17 protein-coding genes and 2 pseudogenes are annotated in these 16654 nt (G+C 61.1%); 7 read left to right on the top strand and 12 right to left on the bottom strand.

Going from position 1 to position 16654, the window contains the following annotated elements; all coding sequences use genetic code 11:
* Positions 1 to 5: 5 nt before the first annotated feature.
* From E4Q23_RS02045 to E4Q23_RS02005, 10 genes are all read right to left on the bottom strand, one after another.
* Complete coding sequence (locus E4Q23_RS02045) at positions 6 to 440, bottom strand: hypothetical protein (protein WP_169065092.1); 435 nt, start codon at positions 438 to 440, stop codon at positions 6 to 8.
* Positions 437 to 2602 carry a hypothetical protein gene (locus E4Q23_RS02040; RefSeq protein WP_169065091.1) on the bottom strand — a complete coding sequence of 722 codons (2166 nt, stop codon included), beginning with the start codon at positions 2600 to 2602 and terminating at the stop codon, positions 437 to 439. The genes E4Q23_RS02045 and E4Q23_RS02040 overlap by 4 nt, the downstream gene beginning before the upstream one ends.
* A gap of 43 nt (positions 2603 to 2645) precedes the next feature.
* Positions 2646 to 3185 carry a phage tail protein gene (locus E4Q23_RS02035; RefSeq protein WP_169065090.1) on the bottom strand — a complete coding sequence of 180 codons (540 nt, stop codon included), beginning with the start codon at positions 3183 to 3185 and terminating at the stop codon, positions 2646 to 2648.
* Between the two features lie 2 nt (positions 3186 to 3187).
* Entirely contained in the window at positions 3188 to 3397 is a 210-nt protein-coding gene (locus E4Q23_RS24745; protein WP_336511588.1) for a DUF6760 family protein, read from the bottom strand.
* Positions 3355 to 3717 carry a phage tail assembly protein gene (locus E4Q23_RS02030; RefSeq protein WP_169065089.1) on the bottom strand — a complete coding sequence of 121 codons (363 nt, stop codon included), beginning with the start codon at positions 3715 to 3717 and terminating at the stop codon, positions 3355 to 3357. Before E4Q23_RS02030 ends, E4Q23_RS24745 begins: the two co-directional genes overlap by 43 nt.
* Before the next feature lie 93 nt (positions 3718 to 3810).
* Positions 3811 to 4245 (bottom strand): phage tail protein, encoded by a 435-nt coding sequence (locus tag E4Q23_RS02025; RefSeq protein WP_169065088.1) that lies wholly within the window; start codon positions 4243 to 4245, stop codon positions 3811 to 3813.
* A 23-nt stretch (positions 4246 to 4268) separates the two neighbouring features.
* The gene (locus E4Q23_RS02020; protein WP_169065087.1) at positions 4269 to 5732 is read right to left on the bottom strand and encodes a phage tail sheath family protein; all 1464 of its coding nucleotides are present in this window, start codon (positions 5730 to 5732) and stop codon (positions 4269 to 4271) included.
* A gap of 51 nt (positions 5733 to 5783) precedes the next feature.
* Positions 5784 to 6107 (bottom strand): hypothetical protein, encoded by a 324-nt coding sequence (locus E4Q23_RS02015; protein WP_169065086.1) that lies wholly within the window; start codon positions 6105 to 6107, stop codon positions 5784 to 5786.
* Between the two features lie 114 nt (positions 6108 to 6221).
* Positions 6222 to 6782 carry a Pvc16 family protein gene (locus E4Q23_RS02010; protein ID WP_169065085.1) on the bottom strand — a complete coding sequence of 187 codons (561 nt, stop codon included), beginning with the start codon at positions 6780 to 6782 and terminating at the stop codon, positions 6222 to 6224.
* The gene (locus tag E4Q23_RS02005) at positions 6775 to 8991 is read right to left on the bottom strand and encodes an ATP-binding protein (protein WP_291998432.1); all 2217 of its coding nucleotides are present in this window, start codon (positions 8989 to 8991) and stop codon (positions 6775 to 6777) included. The genes E4Q23_RS02010 and E4Q23_RS02005 overlap by 8 nt, the downstream gene beginning before the upstream one ends.
* A 112-nt stretch (positions 8992 to 9103) precedes the next feature.
* Between E4Q23_RS02005 and E4Q23_RS24475 the strand changes: the two are divergent.
* Positions 9104 to 9466, top strand: a pseudogene (locus E4Q23_RS24475) (response regulator); the annotation flags it as partial.
* A gap of 82 nt (positions 9467 to 9548) precedes the next feature.
* On the opposite strand, the pseudogene E4Q23_RS01995 reads toward E4Q23_RS24475, so the two are convergent.
* Positions 9549 to 9842: pseudogene (locus E4Q23_RS01995) on the bottom strand (transposase); the annotation flags it as partial.
* 71 nt (positions 9843 to 9913) lie between these two features.
* On the opposite strand from E4Q23_RS01995, the gene E4Q23_RS01990 reads away from it, so the two are divergent.
* Entirely contained in the window at positions 9914 to 10516 is a 603-nt protein-coding gene (locus tag E4Q23_RS01990; protein WP_336511587.1) for a HipA domain-containing protein, read from the top strand.
* 209 nt (positions 10517 to 10725) lie between these two features.
* Complete coding sequence (locus tag E4Q23_RS01985; RefSeq protein WP_169065172.1) at positions 10726 to 11301, top strand: DNA-3-methyladenine glycosylase I; 576 nt, start codon at positions 10726 to 10728, stop codon at positions 11299 to 11301.
* 158 nt (positions 11302 to 11459) lie between these two features.
* Here the strand turns inward: E4Q23_RS01985 and E4Q23_RS01980 are convergent, their stop codons facing one another.
* Positions 11460 to 12065 carry a plasmid pRiA4b ORF-3 family protein gene (locus E4Q23_RS01980; RefSeq protein ID WP_169065083.1) on the bottom strand — a complete coding sequence of 202 codons (606 nt, stop codon included), beginning with the start codon at positions 12063 to 12065 and terminating at the stop codon, positions 11460 to 11462.
* Positions 12066 to 12151: 86 nt separating this feature from the next.
* Between E4Q23_RS01980 and E4Q23_RS23460 the strand changes: the two genes are divergently transcribed.
* From E4Q23_RS23460 to E4Q23_RS01960, 4 genes are all read left to right on the top strand, one after another.
* Positions 12152 to 12541, top strand: coding sequence for an FmdB family zinc ribbon protein (locus E4Q23_RS23460; RefSeq protein WP_248595193.1), 390 nt, complete (start codon positions 12152 to 12154; stop codon positions 12539 to 12541).
* Between the two features lie 203 nt (positions 12542 to 12744).
* Positions 12745 to 13047 (top strand): hypothetical protein, encoded by a 303-nt coding sequence (locus E4Q23_RS01970; RefSeq protein WP_169065082.1) that lies wholly within the window; start codon positions 12745 to 12747, stop codon positions 13045 to 13047.
* Between the two features lie 45 nt (positions 13048 to 13092).
* Entirely contained in the window at positions 13093 to 13971 is an 879-nt protein-coding gene (locus tag E4Q23_RS01965) for an HDOD domain-containing protein (RefSeq protein WP_169065081.1), read from the top strand.
* Between the two features lie 114 nt (positions 13972 to 14085).
* Complete coding sequence (locus E4Q23_RS01960) at positions 14086 to 16287, top strand: ATP-dependent RecD-like DNA helicase (RefSeq protein ID WP_169065080.1); 2202 nt, start codon at positions 14086 to 14088, stop codon at positions 16285 to 16287.
* The last annotated feature ends 367 nt before the right edge of the window (positions 16288 to 16654 follow it).

Here is a 16654-nt window from a genome sequence, read left to right as displayed (position 1 = left end):
CACCCTCAACTGGATTGCGGCCACGCTTTGAGCGTTAGCGTCAGCACCGATCTGACCGGAGTGCCGTCAGCGAGAAACAAAGAGAAGTCTTCTTTGAGACTCACCACGACCCCCTTGTAGGTGCTCTTTCCCCACTGGAACAGGCAACCCACGGCCTGGCCCGTTTTCGATTGGCCCGGGTCAAGCCGTTCCTTGAAGTGTTTTGTCTTCTCGCGAACATCGGTACGTGCCTCGTAGCTGTCGTAGTTCAACGTGAGCACGAGATCGCCTGCCGTAGTCTTCGTCCACTGCAGGCTTTGCCCGACTTCGTTCCAGGTGATGTTCCAGGTGTTCGAGTAGGTCGCCGGGTTGAACTGCACCGTAATTCCGGCACCAGCTATCGGCTTTCCGTTCGCGTTGAGCGGCAGCAATTGCGCTTTGTGATCTGCGCCGGGATTCATGATCGGATACCTCTCCGTTCCCGTTCCACCACCAGGCGCCGCTCGAGTATGCTGAAAACGCGGTCGGCGAGGAACTCGATCGACATCGACGATACCTTGCCCCCCTGGCTACTGCTCAGGTCCTGGTGCGTGGCAAGTGCTGTCGGAGTTGGTGTGGCTGCGCCCAAGGTCGCGGCCACAAGCGTCGGAAGCGGGTTCTCTTCCGCAAACGAGGTCCGCAGGGTAAGCTCGGTGGCCATCGGGCGCGTGCCGGCTGCTGGCTGCGCCGCCGTCGGCACATCGACCACCAGGTCGGTCATATCCGGCGCTTGCAGGACATCACCTAGGTCATGACGCCGCTCAAGCCCGGCCACTAACGGACGGTCAAGGATCTGTCTGGGCATGATCAACGCCCGAGCCGGCTGCCATCGCTCGGGAGTGGTCCGAGCATCCGGCAAGGCGCTGCGGCCAGCCGCAGATATCGTCAGCGGCAGCGTGGAGGTCAACTGCCGCGTGCCATCGCTGCTTGGCGTCGCGGTGATCGCCGACGCTGCTGGATAGTTGTGCTCCGGCGCTGCTGCAGATGACCTCACGCCGAATGACGGGCCACCGAACGATCCGCCAATAGCCGCGGTGACCGGCGTACCAAGCCTGGGCAGGGCGAGCAATTTGCGTTGCACGAGCCGCTGATCGCCCGCCATCGACACCTGCCGAAGCAGGCCAGAAGCAGGACGCGAGGCCGCGTACGACGGAGCGCCGCTACGGGCGACTACGGGTACCGCTAGCGTCGGCGCGCGACCAGCGGCATGATCGTGCATACTGGGTGGCACCTCATGCGCGGTGGCTGTGGATGACGCCAGGATGCGCTCGGCAGTAGTGGATCGGAAGGCCGTGGCGGTGACGTGACGAGGATCAGCGACGGGACTCAGGCCAGCGCTGGTGGTCGGGCGGCGAACCACCATCCCGTGTTCAGCGAGCGTTGTTGCAGTATCGGCAGGGACCTTCGCGCGATCCGCGCCAGGCAGTGCAATGGCCGTTGCGGTGGCTTGACGGGTCATCGTCAGGGGGACGCCCAGCGCGCATGGTGCAACAACGGTCATCGCAGCCGGCAAGGCGCTGCGGCCAGCCGCAGATATCGTCAGCGGCAGCGTGGAGGTCAACTGCCGCGTGCCATCGCTGCTTGGCGTCGCGGTGATCGCCGACGCTGCTGGATAGTTGTGCTCCGGCGCTGCTGCAGACGACCTCACGCCGAATGACGGGCCACCGAACGATCCGCCAATAGCCGCGGTGACCGGCGTACCAAGCCTGGGCAGGGCGAGCAATTTGCGTTGCACGAGCCGCTGATCGCCCGCCATCGAAACCTGCCGAAGCAGGCCAGACGCAGGACGCGAGGCCGCGTACGACGGAGCGCCGCTACGGGCGACTACGGGTACCGCTAGCGTCGGCGCGCGACCAGCGGCAGGATCGTGCATACTGGGTGGCACCTCATGCGCGGTGGCTGTGGATGACGCCAGGATGCGCTCGGCAGTAGTGGATCGGAAGGCCGTGGCTGTGACGTGACGAGGATCAGCGACGGGACTCAGGCCAGCGCTGGTGGTCGGGCGGCGAACCACCATCCCGTGTTCAGCGAGGGTTGTTGCAGTATCGGCAGGGATCTTCGCGCGATCCGCGCCAGGCAGTGCAATGGCCGTTGCGGTGGCTTGACGGGTCATCGTCAGGGGGACGCCCAGCGCGCATGGTGCAACAACGGTCATCGCAGCCGGCGCAAGCGGCGCCGTGGCGACAATCAGCGGATTGCGTTGCACCAGCAAACGTCCCATAAACACGGGCTGTGGCCATGACCAGCCCGGCGTCCACGTCGCCGAGGCCCCGTGCGATGGCCTCACCAACTGACGATCGAGGCTGGTCGCCAGCCGGACAGCCGGTCGCGCCGGCGCCTCGGTTACGCCGTCCAAAGCGGTTGGCCCTTTCTTTCCCGTGCTGGCATCACCGGCAATGCCAGCGGGTTGCAGCATGCGCAGCACCAACGACGGTCCGCGCCGGATAACCGGCGCAACGAAATACTTGCCGAAAACACGTGCGGCAAACGTCGCTGCTACTGCCGGGCCTGTCGCCTGGATGACGGGTACAGGGTGCCCGTAAGTGGCGGCGGTTCGATCGTCCCGAGGGTCATCTGGGGTCATGTTGCTTTCCTTTGATGCCCCTCTTGCAGAGTAGTCGTGCATTCTAGAAACCAACCGAACCGACGACGCCGAGAACGCCACGAACGCCGGACAGGGCCTGGTTTAGCGCTGACTTGGTCAGGCCGTGGTGCGCCAGGGTCAGAGTCTCGAAGGCAACCTGCCCAGATGCAGCGTTGAGAGTCGGTCCGGACCACTTGACAGGGAAGGCCTGGAAAAAATCCCACCACATCGCAGGAATACCCTGGGAGTCGAGCAGATAGATGCTGCCGTTTTTGCGCTCGACCTTGCCGGCCACCACATCTGCATACCAATTCCAGAGCAGATCGTGATCGGTCTGGCCTTTCTTCAGCACCAGGTCGCTCTGGGTGGTCCACTTGGGAAGCCTGTGAACGTAGTCGTTTACACCGCCTTCGCGAATCGACTCGACCTCGGTACTCATATCCAGACCCGACAGCTCGCTGAATCCGCCGGCGATGATTCCCTCGATCTCGACCAGGAAGTTATACGCGCCATAGGGATCCCGGCGCGCACCAAGGGCACGGCCGGCGATGGTCATCGTGGCATTGATGCCTGAAACGGGCATGATTACCTCCGCTCGTACTGCTCATTGAGCTTCTTGTTGATGGCCGAGACCTCATTACACCAGCGATGGCGGTCCCGATGCTCTAATTCGAATATCTCCGCATACGACCAGTGCAGGTGATAAGCCAGGAAGGCTACCTCCTCGTATAGTGCACCGAGGGGGTAGCCGGTTATTCCCCCGGCTCCACCTCTACGACGAACTGATGGTCGCACTTGGGGCACACCGTTGTTAGGGTATTCGACCCCTGCTCGTTGATGCGCCGGTAGATGCCCTGGAGGTAACTGAGGTCCTCCGCAAACAGGCCCTCGATGACCCGGGTATTGACCATCTTGACTTCTCCCAGCCGAGTGATCACCCGCGACAGAAGGATGATCGTCAGGTACGCGGGATTCTGCTGCACCCGCGCATCCTTCATTGGCAGAATCTCGTCGCCGGCTGTCGCCAGCCGCATCACGCCTTCCTTGTGCAGGTTGCCATCCGGGTCCAGATAACCCTTGGGAAGGATGAATTCATACTCGGTCTGCAGTGCCATAACGCGCTTCCTTGCCGGTCACGATGCAAGTCATAATCCACCGGCAGAAACCGGTGGCCTGATTTGTCGGCGCCGAAAAGGCGCCTTGATTAATTACTGAACCCGAACGACTTCCTCACAAACCAGATCCAGACTCTCGATCAGCACCTCGGCACCCTTGGCGGACAGGTCACTGGAATCGTACTTGGTGGGCCAGGCCTCCATGATATTCCAGCGCGCCTTGTCGTCGCCGGCCTCGTCGATCAGCACCAGCGACAGGTTCTTTCGATTGTCCTGCGCGCCTTTGTCGATGACCTGCTTACGCCAGTTGTAGAGGTCCATGGAATCGGTCAGACCCCATTTGAGAGTGACGTTGCCGTAAGTGGTCTGACCCGAAAGCTTGCGGTTATGCACCGGGTCGGTGCCTTCGCGGTAATCGATCGGCGCCGTGGTCGAGTCCGGAATCACGGCATCGGCGAACGCGGCCTGGTTAATGCCGTCGATTTCGACGCGAAAGCGGAAGTTACGATAGGGATCTTTGCGTGCCATGTTGAAGTTCCTCCTCGATCAAGTTAACCGGCTTTGCCCAAAGTCTTCTGGCTGATGCGGATGATGACGAACTCGGCCGGCTTGACCGGCGCCACACCCACCTCGATGATCAGACGCCCGGCGTCCACCACCTCGGGTGGATTGTTTTCGGCGTCCACTTTCACGAAGAAGGCCTCCGCTGCGCTGGTGCCGAATAGGGCCCCGTCGCGCCACACGTTGGTCAAGAATGCCGTGATATTGCGTTTGACCCTACCCCACAGCATCGGTGTATTCGGCTCGAATACCACCCACTGGGTGCCCTCGTCGATCGTTTCTTCGAGGAACAGGAACAGTCGGCGCACGTTGACGTACTTCCATTCCGAGTCCGCAGACAAGGTGCGGGCGCCCCAGACGACGCTACCGGCGCCAGGAAAGGAACGAATGACGTTCACGCCGATCGGATTGAGGGTGTCGTGCTCACCCTTGGTGATCACACGCTCGAGCCCGATGGCCGATTTCAGATACCCCACCTCGATGCCGGCCGGGGCCTTGTGGACCCCGCGCGCCACGTCGGTGTGGGAGTAGATGCCGGCGATGGCGCCTGAGGGTGGAGTGAGCTTGCTCTTGCCGGTGAGCGGATCGGAAATGGAGATCCAGGGATAGTAGATGGCTGCGTACGAGGAATTGAAGTTTCCGGTTACCATCCTGAAGGCGGCGGCCCCTTGCGCATCCAGGTTCTGGGGTGTGTCCGCGACAAAGAAACAATCTTTGCGGTTATAGCAATAGGTATAGGCGTTCTGCGTGACGGTGGCATTGCCGAGGGCATCCGGAATGGCGACGATGTTGATGTCGTCCACCGGATCGAAGGAGTTGATGAAGCCGGTGGCGCCAGCCCAATCGGAGCTCAGCAGCGTGTCGCCATCCAGGCCCCCGGCCAGAGGGGTGGTGCCGTTGGGTGGCCGGGTAGCGCCGTTGTCGACCATTTCCACCCACTTCGAGTCCACGCGCTTGAGAACATGATCTGGCCTTGCTTCATCCAGCGTGACGTTATCGAAGGCCTCGACGACGGCACCATCATAAACAATGCTCAGCTGGAAGTAATCGATACGCACACTACCTCCCGGCAACGTGGTCTCGTCGGCCACCACGGCGCTCAACGCGTTGCCCCAGATGCCCTCCGAGTTGGCGCGCACGACCAAGCTGCCCATAGCCGCGGTCTCGGCCTTCTTGAGCGTCGTCGCGCTCCCCTTGGCCGCACGGATCACATAACAACGCGTACCGCCCTCGCTGAAGAACTGGTAGACCGCATAAGCCAAATACCCATTCTCAACGAAGCCGCCGAAGGTGGCGGTAAATTGTGTCCAGTTGGTGATCAACCGGGGCTTACCGATTGGTCCGCGCTGGGCGATGCCGACGAATGCTCCGGTCGAGGTTCCCACCCCTTCGACCGGCTTGATTCCCGATGAAACTTCCTCAACATAGACTCCTGGCGAAAGATACTCTGGCATGGCAACTCTCCTTTTCCCGGGTTAGGTGTTACTGCAATGCGACGACAGGCTTTATTCCGTTTCCTCCTCGTGTCGAGCGCCGGGCTGAGCGGCCCGCCGCTTCGGGCGGGGCGATTCCGGCGCCTGTGCAGGTTCGGATTCCGATGGCGCGGGAAGCGTCGACTCGACCGTCGGCTCGGGTGAGGCCGCCGCACTTCCCTGCCCATCGCGCTCCCGCAACGCCCACTGCCCGCTCTCAATCAGACTCTGGACATGTGGGGAATCGAGGTCGGTTGCCGAGACACCGCACTCCTCTCGTGGCTGGAAATGAAGCATCCTGCCGTCGCGGAGCAGGGCGCCGGTCGGTTGAAACAGCCTGTTCTTGATGACTGGCATGATGAACATCCTTCCTTGAGTTGGCGCGATATGTGTTGGTGATTTACCCCAGCCGTACGTCGCGATGGTCACACCGTGAATTTTCTTCGTCGGTGGCGCGATTGTTCGTTACTTTCACCGTGATCCAACCCTGATAGTTTTTTCCACGACACGGCTGATGGGCGCGATCCTCGATGACGGCACCTGTACCGGCGATACCACGTAGGTCACCGACAGGCTGAAGGCCTTGTTGGGGAACATCGCCCATAGCCGGTTCATGTCCTCCAACGAGAACGGATGGGGCGTGATCCGCACGGCCTCGTTGCCGGCATCGACCATGGTTGGCGGCAGCAACGGCGGTTTCAGTACTGGATGGTCGTAGAACACGCGCATCACGGACTCCAGGTGGCCCAGGGCGGTATCGGGATCCTGGGACAATGCGGTGACCAGGTAGAAAAGATCCAGTGGTAGCGGCGGCGGACGCAGGCCGTCCACGCCAACCTCTTGCTGTTCCGCATTCCTCAGGTACGAATTCTGCTGGACCTGGAACAGGAACAGGGCAACCTTGGCCGACGTGGCGGCGTCCACCGGCGACTTCATGACGATGTCGCCGTCAGCGAACCCGGCCTGACTCTTGAGCAGATCGATCATCGTTTTGCCTGCCGAGGAGATGATTGTTCCGATTTGTTCAGCCATCGAGAGCCTTGATCAGGTGGTGGTAGGCACCGAAGTCGTTCGCGGTGCACGGCCAGCCCAGCTTCTTGTACTCGCGCCTGGTGGCCATAATGAGATGCGGCATCGTCAGACCCGTGCCTTCCGCGGCTGCAAGGAACGCCGCACATAGTCCGATGTTCCTGATGTTCCCGCCCGGCACCTTAAACTGCTTCGCCAGGAACCGGAAGTCGATCTCCTCATCCCTGGGCACGTCGGCAGGGAAAAGCCCCTCCCATAGCCTGGTTCGGTGCTCCTCGTCCGGAAACGGAAACTCAACGACGAAGTGCATGCGGCGACAGAAAGCTTCATCGAGATTATTGCGAAGATTGGTCGCCAGGATCACGATGCCCTCATGCTGCTCCATCCTCTGCAGGAGGTAGCCGGTTTCGATATTGGCATACCGGTCATGGGCATCCTTGACTTCCGAACGTTTGCCGAAAAGCGCGTCTGCCTCGTCGAAAAACAAGATGGCGTTGCCCGACTCGGCTTCCCGGAACATCTGGTCCAGGTTTTTCTCCGTTTCGCCAATATATTTGCTCACCGCCTGCGACAGATCTATCTTGTACATATCAACTTGGAGCTCGGCGCCGATGACTTCGGCTGCCATTGTCTTGCCGGTACCGGGAGGCCCTGTGAAGAGGGCGTTCAGGCCTTTGCCGAGGGACAGCCGGCGCTCGAATCCCCAGTCACCGTAGACGATGTGCCTGTGCCGGGCCTGATTGCACAGCTCCCGCAGCAGCCGCAGGTGATCTGGCGGCAGGACCAGATTGTCCCATTTGTGCACCGGCGCGGTCTTCACGGCTAGGCCTGAGACCTTCAGCGAGACCTGCGCACGACAGGCCTCGGAGATATCCTCCGCGGTGACGGTTTGTCGCGCGGGGTCACGCCAGTAGGCAATCGTTTCGGCCGCATCGAGAGCATTTCGTATTTGCTCGGCGTTGAATCTAAAGCGGCTCGCCAGTACGCCAGGGTCTATGGTGGCATGGACTTGGCGCGCCGCGAGGTGGTCTTCCCAAAGAGATCTGCGGACTTCAACAGCGGGTGTCGGGAAAGCGATCTCGATATAGATCAGTCCCTCACTCAGCTTGCCGGGAGACCATAAGGATCTTCCCAACAAGAACGTGAGTTGCGAGAAGCCACGGATGGCGGTGAACCACGCTTCGCGCTGCGCGAAGCTCTTGGCATCATCAAGCCAAGAGTCTGTGCTTTCAATGCAGATGGCCGCCGGCAGCAGAACAGCCTCGCGTCCGATCAGCCAGGGCAGTTCGCTTGAAGTCGGCCCCGCCGCCATCGCTTTCTCGATATCGACGAACACCACCAAAAGCGCAAGATCGCGGCAAATGCTTTCGACGGCGGCGCGCTGCGCGGCTACGTCCGCGCCGTAAAGATGAAACGCGAGGCCCTTCGGCGCTTCGCTGGAGGCCAGGTGATGGCGGACGAACGCCTTCATCCTGTCGGCTAGTTTCGCCAAGGACACGGGTAGCGAGGCCAGCCGTGGGTCGTTGGTGATCAGCCTGGCGACAGGCAAAAGCCGATCGTCGATCGACGTGATGCCAAGAAGATAATTGGCGATTCTTTGATCGATGTAGAGCGCACGCGAGAGAGACGGCGACACGGCGTCGCCCCTCGCGTCGGCCACCTGGAGAAGCCTGTACTCGAATAACGGTGATTGAACGGAAAATGCCCTGCGGGCAGCCTGTCTTTCGCCCTGGTTGGGACAAAGCAAATCCAGAAGCAGCGCCGCGCTTGGGTGCTTCCGAGCCACGTCATTCTGCAGGAAAGCGTAGTGCTTTTCGTATCTTGCGTCGATCTCGATGGCAAAACATGTCAGCAGGCACTGCTCCTCGAATGTGCTGAGCCGAAAGATGTCTGCCAAACGTGGCAGGGCCAAGTGAGTTCCCGCAGCCTGACTCGCGCGACGCTTCTGTTCGATGTCCCGACCGCGCGCGACGAGCGCGTCAAGCAGTGCTTTCTCCATGACGGCGTCGCTGCCTTGCGCCGGAAAATACGCTACCGAATCTGGGACAGTTCCCGACTGTAGTTCGCTATACGACGAATGCGCACGCTCCTCGCCTTGGCGCCGGAGCACGGCAATGCGGATGCGCAAGTCGAGCCGACCAAGCTCATCGTCAACATGCGCCCAGCTATTGGAATAGCCACGACCAGCCTGCGGATAGCAATCTGGTGACATGTCTACACGCTCGAAAAGTAAAGATGCGAATTCCTGGACTCTGCTCACATGCCACTAATGGTGGTGTGTTCATGTAAGCCGAACGAGAGGAAGAAGATATTTCTGAGGCTGCTTGCAGCGGTGGCGAGAGGCCAGAAACACCCTCCCGAGAACAGCAATATATACGCCCGAATGCACGGCCGTCAACCGCCAACCTCACGCTAAATTTGTTCTCCGCACCGCCCCACGCTTGGGCGTTTCCGACCGAGTTTCTGGTCATCCGCAGATAATCAAAGACCAGGCGGACTATCAGGTACGCGCCGAAAATTCCGGAGAGCGCGCATTGCGTGCTGCGACTGTCGAGCCACGACCGGACCTGATGTTGCTCGACGGGATGATGCCCGGCTTGGATGCTTACAGCGTCCATGAGCAGTTGCACAGCAACCCCGCCAGCACCGACATCCCGGTGATCTTTCCCACCGTCCAGGCCGAGACGCGCGACCTCGAGACCGGTAACCGTATTCACCGCACACGGAACTACGTTAATCTACCGGCCGAGCGACGCCGATACAAGCCGCGGTTTTCACGGTGCGGAAGTTACGTTCGACTTTTTGCAGATCGCGATAGCGCTCATCCACGGTCTTCGCATCCATCAAGTCGACCGGGACGTTGGTTTCCAGGAGGTAGCAGCCGTCGAGCAAGCTATCTTGGGCTTTGGCCTCTTCGTCGATGGCGCAGACAATGACCGCCTCCTCCAGAGTGAGCGTGACGAACATGCTGAGCTTGTGGCGTTTGACCCAGTTCTGCAGGGCCACCAGTCCCGCCTGTGCGCTGGCACGTTTGGCACCCTTCACGAAGGCGTTGCGTTCGGACTAGAGGCCGCGCGCGGTGAGCTACCTGGATCGTCAGCGGGGGCGAACAGCCGAAGTTCACCACCAGAGCCATGACGCCAGATGGCCCTCGGCACCTTATCGTGAAGTTCAGCGAGATCGAGGAAGGGCCCGTAAGCGAGCGCTGGCGTGATCTGCTGATGGCCGAACACCTCGCGCTGAACACGCTGCGCGAAGCTGGCGTTCCTGCTGCCAAGACGCAGATATTGGACCACGGCGCTCAGCGCTTCCTCGAGGTCGAACGTTTTGATCGCACCGGCAAGCTGGGCCGGCGTGCGCTGATCTCTTTGGCCGTGCTGAATGCCGAATTCGTCGGGGCAGGAACAGGTGGCTGGCCTGCCATAGCGCGCCACCTTGCCGTTGACGGCCTAATTCGTCCGCAAGCAGCCGACGGGGCAGATCTCCTGTGGGCCTTTGGCACCCTCATCGGCAACTCCGATATGCACAACGGGAACTTGTCATTCGTCTCCGACGATGGTCGGCCGTATGACATTGCGCCAGCCTACGACATGACGCCCATGACTTTCGCACCCCGAAGTGGTGGCCGGCTTCCTGACACCCTCTCCGAAGCAAGCATTCACGCCAGTGTGGCCAACGAAACCTGGCGACGGGCAGAAGCACTGGCGCGCGCGTTCCTCGCCGGGGTCGTGGGTTAAGTAACCGATTTGGACCCTGCATCACCGCGCTGGAGCAGCACATCGAGACGGCCAGCCTCAAGATCGAACGGCTGGCTTGAGTCTGTCGCAAGAAGCAACCCCAGGCAGGTGGCTGAGGTATGAATCGCCCTGGCAGGCCAGGAAGCAGCCACGGGCACTCCCCGCCCTCTTGGCAGTACACTGAGCCTTTGGGCGCCGAGTTGATCGCGATGCAAGCTTGTCCGTGGTGCGAAGGTTTCGACCTTTACCGTGACTACCATGATTCGGAATGGGGCGTGCCGCTCTACGATGATCGATCCCTGTTTGAACTGCTGATCCTGGAAGGAGCGCAGGCCGGTTTGTCCTGGGCGACGATCCTCAAAAAACGAGAAAACTATCGCCGTGCCTTCGATGGTTTTGATCCGGCGCGGATAGCCGAGTATGACGACCGAAAAGTTGCCGCATTGTTGGCCGATGCGGGGATCGTTCGAAATCGCGCCAAGGTAGCCGCAACCATCCAGAACGCCAAAGCCTACCTTCTACTCACCGGCGACGGACAGTCGTTCAGCAATTTTCTATGGCATTTCGTTGATGACACCCCGATTCAGAATCAATGGACGACAATGGCCGAGGTACCCGCCAAGAGCACACGCTCGGAGGCCATGAGCAAGGCCTTGGGTCGAGCCGGGTTCAAGTTCGTCGGCGCAACGATTTGCTACGCGTTCATGCAGTCGACGGGCATGGTCAACGACCATCTAACGACGTGCCCGCGTCATGGCGAAGTCCAAGCCAGCTTCCGCAGGTAGTTCCAGCCGCCGCGACGGGCATAGGTCACCGCGCTCGCCGGCGCCCTCTGTCCCGAGCGCCGCATCGACTGGTGCGCCCGGTCCGACGGCGAGCAATAGCTTACCGACCGCCTCTCGTCATCCGTCGCTGCGGCGCGGCCGCCAACGCCAACGTCAGCTTACTTGATCCAGCCGTTAGAGAGCATGCGGCTGATCGCCGCGTTCGCTGCGGGCCGATCGAAGCGTGCGGGATCGAAGTCCAGCCCCGCCCAGGTGCGCATCTGTTCGGTCTCTTCTCCGTAAGGATCGCTCTCGAAGCTCTCCACGAACTCCTGGTAGCGGCCAACGCCACCGGCATCCTCGGGCGGACATGCGCGCTCGCCCGCCTCGACCCCGGCGACGGGTCCGTCGTTGTAGCGATCATCGCGGGCGCGAACCTGCTCGACGCTGATGCGATGTTCCCAGCTGTCGCCAAAGTCGTAGAGGTAAGTGAAGCTGCTGCCCATCGCCAGGCGACGGTCGAGTCGGATGCGCTTTTCGACGGCAACCGGCTGGTCGGGCTCATCGTACTCCGCATCCGGAACACCGATTCTCATGTTGCCGACCCGGAACTCGTGCAAATGGACATCCTGCCAGCCCATCGCGGCCTGAATGACGTGGTGCAGCATGGCGAAGCTCGCGTCTCCGTTGATCACGATCTGGCGCCAGATGAGAGGCGTCGTATCGACGAGTTCGACATTCAATGTGAACAAGGTCGAGGATGAATTCTTGCGAGTAGTGGCCACGGCGCTTCCCTGATCATTTTTTTTCCCATTCTACGGAAGCTTTGCCCCTGCCTCCATTCACTCCACGAAAAATGCAGGAAATCTTGATGACCGCCCTGGCGTTGGTCGCCATGGCACCGCGAACGCCCGGTGAGGATTACGGTGATGGCTGGCTTCAACTGACTGCGAATTACTGCTGCTTGAGCACGCTTTCTGCGGACAAGCCGATTTTCAGGCATCATCGCGAAATCATCGGGAGTATCGACATCATGCCCATCTACGAATACGCGTGCTCCGCCTGCGGCAAGGAGTTCGAGAAGCTGGTCCGTCAGTCATCACCTGCGCCGGAGTGCCCGGACTGCCACAGCAGCGAGTTGCGCAAGAAGCTGTCGGCTTTTGCCGCGCCAGGCAACTCGGCATCGCGTGCCCATGCCATGCCCAGCTCCTGTGGCAGTTGCGGCCACCCGGATGGTCCGGGTGCCTGCGCTTTTCAATAAGCCGCCGTTCGCTCCTTCCCTTTCCCAGGAATCCCCAATTTACCACCGGCCTGCCGTCGTGGCTGAACGAGGACAGCCTGGACCTCTCACGTGTCCCGATTGGCAGCATTTTCCAGCAATCGCTCTCGGCGAACGAAGACCTGTTCAGGGACGGCTGCAAGCTGCTCAATTCGCTGTGTCATGGGGGGCGGGTCGAAGCGGGCGTGTTTCTGCTCGGTCTGCTCAGGCAGAATTCCGACAACTACGCGCGCCTGACGGCAATCGCAGAAGCGCTCACCGCGTTTCCCACGGCGGCAACGGTCGATGCGCTCGCATCGGAACTGCTTCGCGTCAAAGGCTCGAACGCCACACGCGGCTACCTGCGCCGGATCATTGACACCCTTGAGCACTTTCCCGACAACATCGCGCAAGCGCGAATTCTGGAACTATCGTCCGACCCGCGGATCGGCACACGCTTCCGTCGGCGCCTGCAATCGATCGCCTTCGGCACCTTCAATGACTGGTGACCGAGTCCGCAACGCTGCACCAGACAAGAAAGGCCCGCACCCGTCATGAATCCAAAGCAAGACCCAAATGCCGACAAGCATGGACAAGCACTAAGCGCGCAGCGCTTCCAGATGATCAAGGACATCGCCGACGAACTGGGAAAAGGGGATGTCGTCTTTCCTACCAGCTTCGACGCCGCTTTGCGCCTGCGCCGGGAACTGCAGAATCCCGACCTGCCGCTTGCACGCATCAGCAGCATCGTCAGCCTGGAACCCCTGATCGCCGCCAAACTGCTGCAGCTGGCCAATTCCGCTCTCTATCAGGCGGGTGGCGCGCCGGCGCAGGATCTCAAGGCAGCGATCACCCGCCTGGGCCTCAATCTGGTACGCACCACGGCGCTGGCCATCGCCATGCGCCAGCTCGTGCGCTCCAGGGATGTCGCGATCTTCAACGACCTCACCGTCGCCCTCTGGACGCACTCGCTGAAAAGCGCGGCGGCAACGCGCGTTCTTGCCCGCGCCCACACGCGGATCAATCAGGACGCAGCCCTGCTGGCCGGCCTGGTCCACGACCTCGGGGCTTTCTACATGCTCTACCGCGCTGCTCAATACCCGGAGCTGTGCGCCCGCCCCGACAGCATGAGGTTCCTGATCATGCAATGGCATGAAAGCATCGGCGTCTCGCTGCTCGGCGCCCTCGGCATGCCTGAGGAAATCGTCGACGCGACAATCGATCACGATCAGCTGCGACCAGCACCAGACCCGATACGGACACTCGCAGACGTCGTTTATATTGGCAGCATCCTGGCCGGCACGGATTTTGAATGGCTAGCTCAGGACGTCAACCCGAATGCCGACGAAGCAGAGGCCTTTCGCAAGCGCTTCGCCGACCTCCTGCCGGAAATCGACCGCGACGCTCAGCAAATGCAGACCATATTTGGCTAGCAGGCATGGCCCGACCGCTGGCCATCGCCTAAACTCGGAGCATCGGCGACCAGCCATGGGCTGAGAACAGCGTGTAGTCGCCTCAGCGCACGGCCTGCACTCCGCCAATTCGCCATGTCCGACTACGCCACCATATCCCCCTCCTCCGAACTCGAACGCCTTGCCGGCCTGGTTGAACGCGTCACCTTTCACAACGAGCAGAACGGTTTCTGCGTCCTGCGCCTGAAAGTGAAGGGCGAGCGCGAGCTGATCACCCTGATCGGCCACACGCCGGTCGTTTCACCCGGCGAGTACGCAGCGGCTTCCGGGCACTGGGTCACCGACCGCGAGCACGGTCGTCAGTTTCGCGCGCTGTTCGTCAAGATCTCGCCGCCCACGACGCTGACGGGCATCGAGCGCTACCTCGCGTCAGGCATGGTCAAAGGCATTGGCCCGGTCTATGCCGGAAAACTGGTGACGGCCTTCGGCGCGGCGGTGTTCGATGTCGTCGAGCACTCGCCACAGCGCCTGCGTGAAATTCCCGGCATTGGCGATATTCGCGCCAGAAAGATCACCTCCGGCTGGGCCGACCAGAAGGTCATTCGCGCGATCATGGTCTTCCTGCACGCGCATGGGGTATCGACCTCGCGTGCGGTGCGCATCTTCAAGACCTATGGCCAGGCAGCCATCGCCATCGTCAAGGAAAATCCCTACCGCCTGGCCCAGGACATCCGCGGTATCGGCTTCCTGTCGGCCGACACGATTGCCCGGAAAGTCGGCATCGCCAAGGATTCTCCACTGCGTGCCCAGGCCGGCATTTCCTATGCACTCAGCGAAGCTTCGCGGCACGGCCACTGCGGCTTGCCGTATGCCGAACTGGTGCCCCTGGCGGTGAAGTTGCTCGACATCCCGGCAGCGATCATCGAGGCGGCCATTGCCCAGGAGATCGCCAACAAGGCCCTGCTACCCGACACCGTCGAAGGACAAGCCTGTGTGTTTCTGGCACCGCTGTACTACGCCGAGCAGTCGATAGCCGCTCAGATTCAGCGGCTCAAGAGCGAAGTCACGACCCTGCCGACCTTCGCGGGCGACAAGGCGATTCCCTGGGTGGAGCAGAAACTGGCCATGCAACTGGCCGACAGCCAGAAGCAGGCAGTCCGTCTGGCTCTGTCGTGCAAACTGCTGGTCATCACTGGCGGGCCCGGGGTGGGCAAGACCACCCTGGTGAATTCGATTCTGACGATCATGGCCGCCAAGGGCGTCAAGCCCCTGCTCTGCGCACCCACCGGACGCGCCGCCAAGCGTCTCGGCGAATCGACCGGACTGGAAGCGAAGACCATCCATCGCTTGCTGGAGATCAATCCGCTCAACGGCCAGTTCAAACGCAACGCCGACAACCCCCTCGCATGCGATCTCCTGGTGGCTGACGAATGCTCGATGATCGACGTGCCGCTGGCAAACCAGTTACTCAGCGCTGTCGCCACCAGCAGCACGCTGATTCTGGTGGGCGACGTCGATCAACTGCCTGCGGTCGGCCCGGGGCAGTTCCTCGGCGACGTCATCGACTCGGGCGCGGTTCCGGTCGTCCGGCTCACTGAAGTCTTCCGCCAGGCAGCAGCCTCGCGCATCGTTCGCAGTGCCCACCAGATCAACCAGGGCGTCTTTCCCAGCCTGCCCGCGAAAGGCGAAGCCTCGGATTTCTACCTCGTCGCCGCCGAGGAACCGGAAGCCATCGCGCAGACTGTCGTCGATCTGGTACAGACTCGCCTGCCCGGCAGGTTCAAGATTGATCCGCTACGCGACATTCAGGTGTTATGCCCGATGAACCGGGGCATCACCGGCGCCCGTAGCATCAACCAGGCCCTGCAGGCGGTGCTCAACCCGCCCGGCAAAGACAGCATCGACAAGTTCGGCAACCGCTTCAGCGTCGGCGACAAGGTCATGCAGATCGAGAACAACTATGATCGCGACGTCTTCAACGGCGATATCGGTTTCATCACTGCCCTCGGTGCCGACGAAAAGGAGCTTACGGTGGCTTTCGATGGCCGGGAGATCAACTATCCGTTTGGCGAACTCGACGAACTGGTCCTCTATTACGCGACGACGATACACAAGTCACAGGGTTCCGAGTACCCGGTGGTGGTCATTCCCGTCTCCACCCAGCACTACATGATGCTCAAGCGCAAGCTGATCTACACCGGTATCACCCGCGGCAAGGCGCTGGTCGTGCTGGTCGGGCAGAAAAGAGCGCTGGCCATGGCGGTCAAGGGCAAGCAGGTGCAACAGCGCTGGTCGAAACTGAAGGAACGTCTCGTGATGATGTGCGGCCGATCGTGATCAGTGCCATTCACCACCGGCACTTCGCCAGGGCATGCACACGACCATTGGGCGAATTTCTCTTTTGCAGCACAATGCTGCCCACGACCAACCAACGCTAACGATCATGTCAGTCGAGATACCCCGGATGATGAAATTCATGACCGTCCCCCCTCTCACTTGCAGTGCGCATTCCGGCTTGCACGCCGGAATCGTTCGACGGGCAGGGAGCATGCTCCCTGAATTCCCCGCCTCACCCCCGCCCCTTCTCCCGCGAGGGGAGAAGGGAGTTTCGTGAGTCGCTTGCGCGACTTTCACATTAACGGTCATGACACGTGGAGACACCCCAAATCATGAAAGTCATGACCGTTTCCCTCTTCCCCCTGCC

This window comes from Candidatus Accumulibacter phosphatis (assembly GCF_012939955.1).
Classification (GTDB): domain Bacteria; phylum Pseudomonadota; class Gammaproteobacteria; order Burkholderiales; family Rhodocyclaceae; genus Accumulibacter; species Accumulibacter delftensis.
The sequence above is the reverse complement of the archived record's forward strand: the minus strand, read 5'-3'. Positions and strand labels throughout refer to the sequence as shown.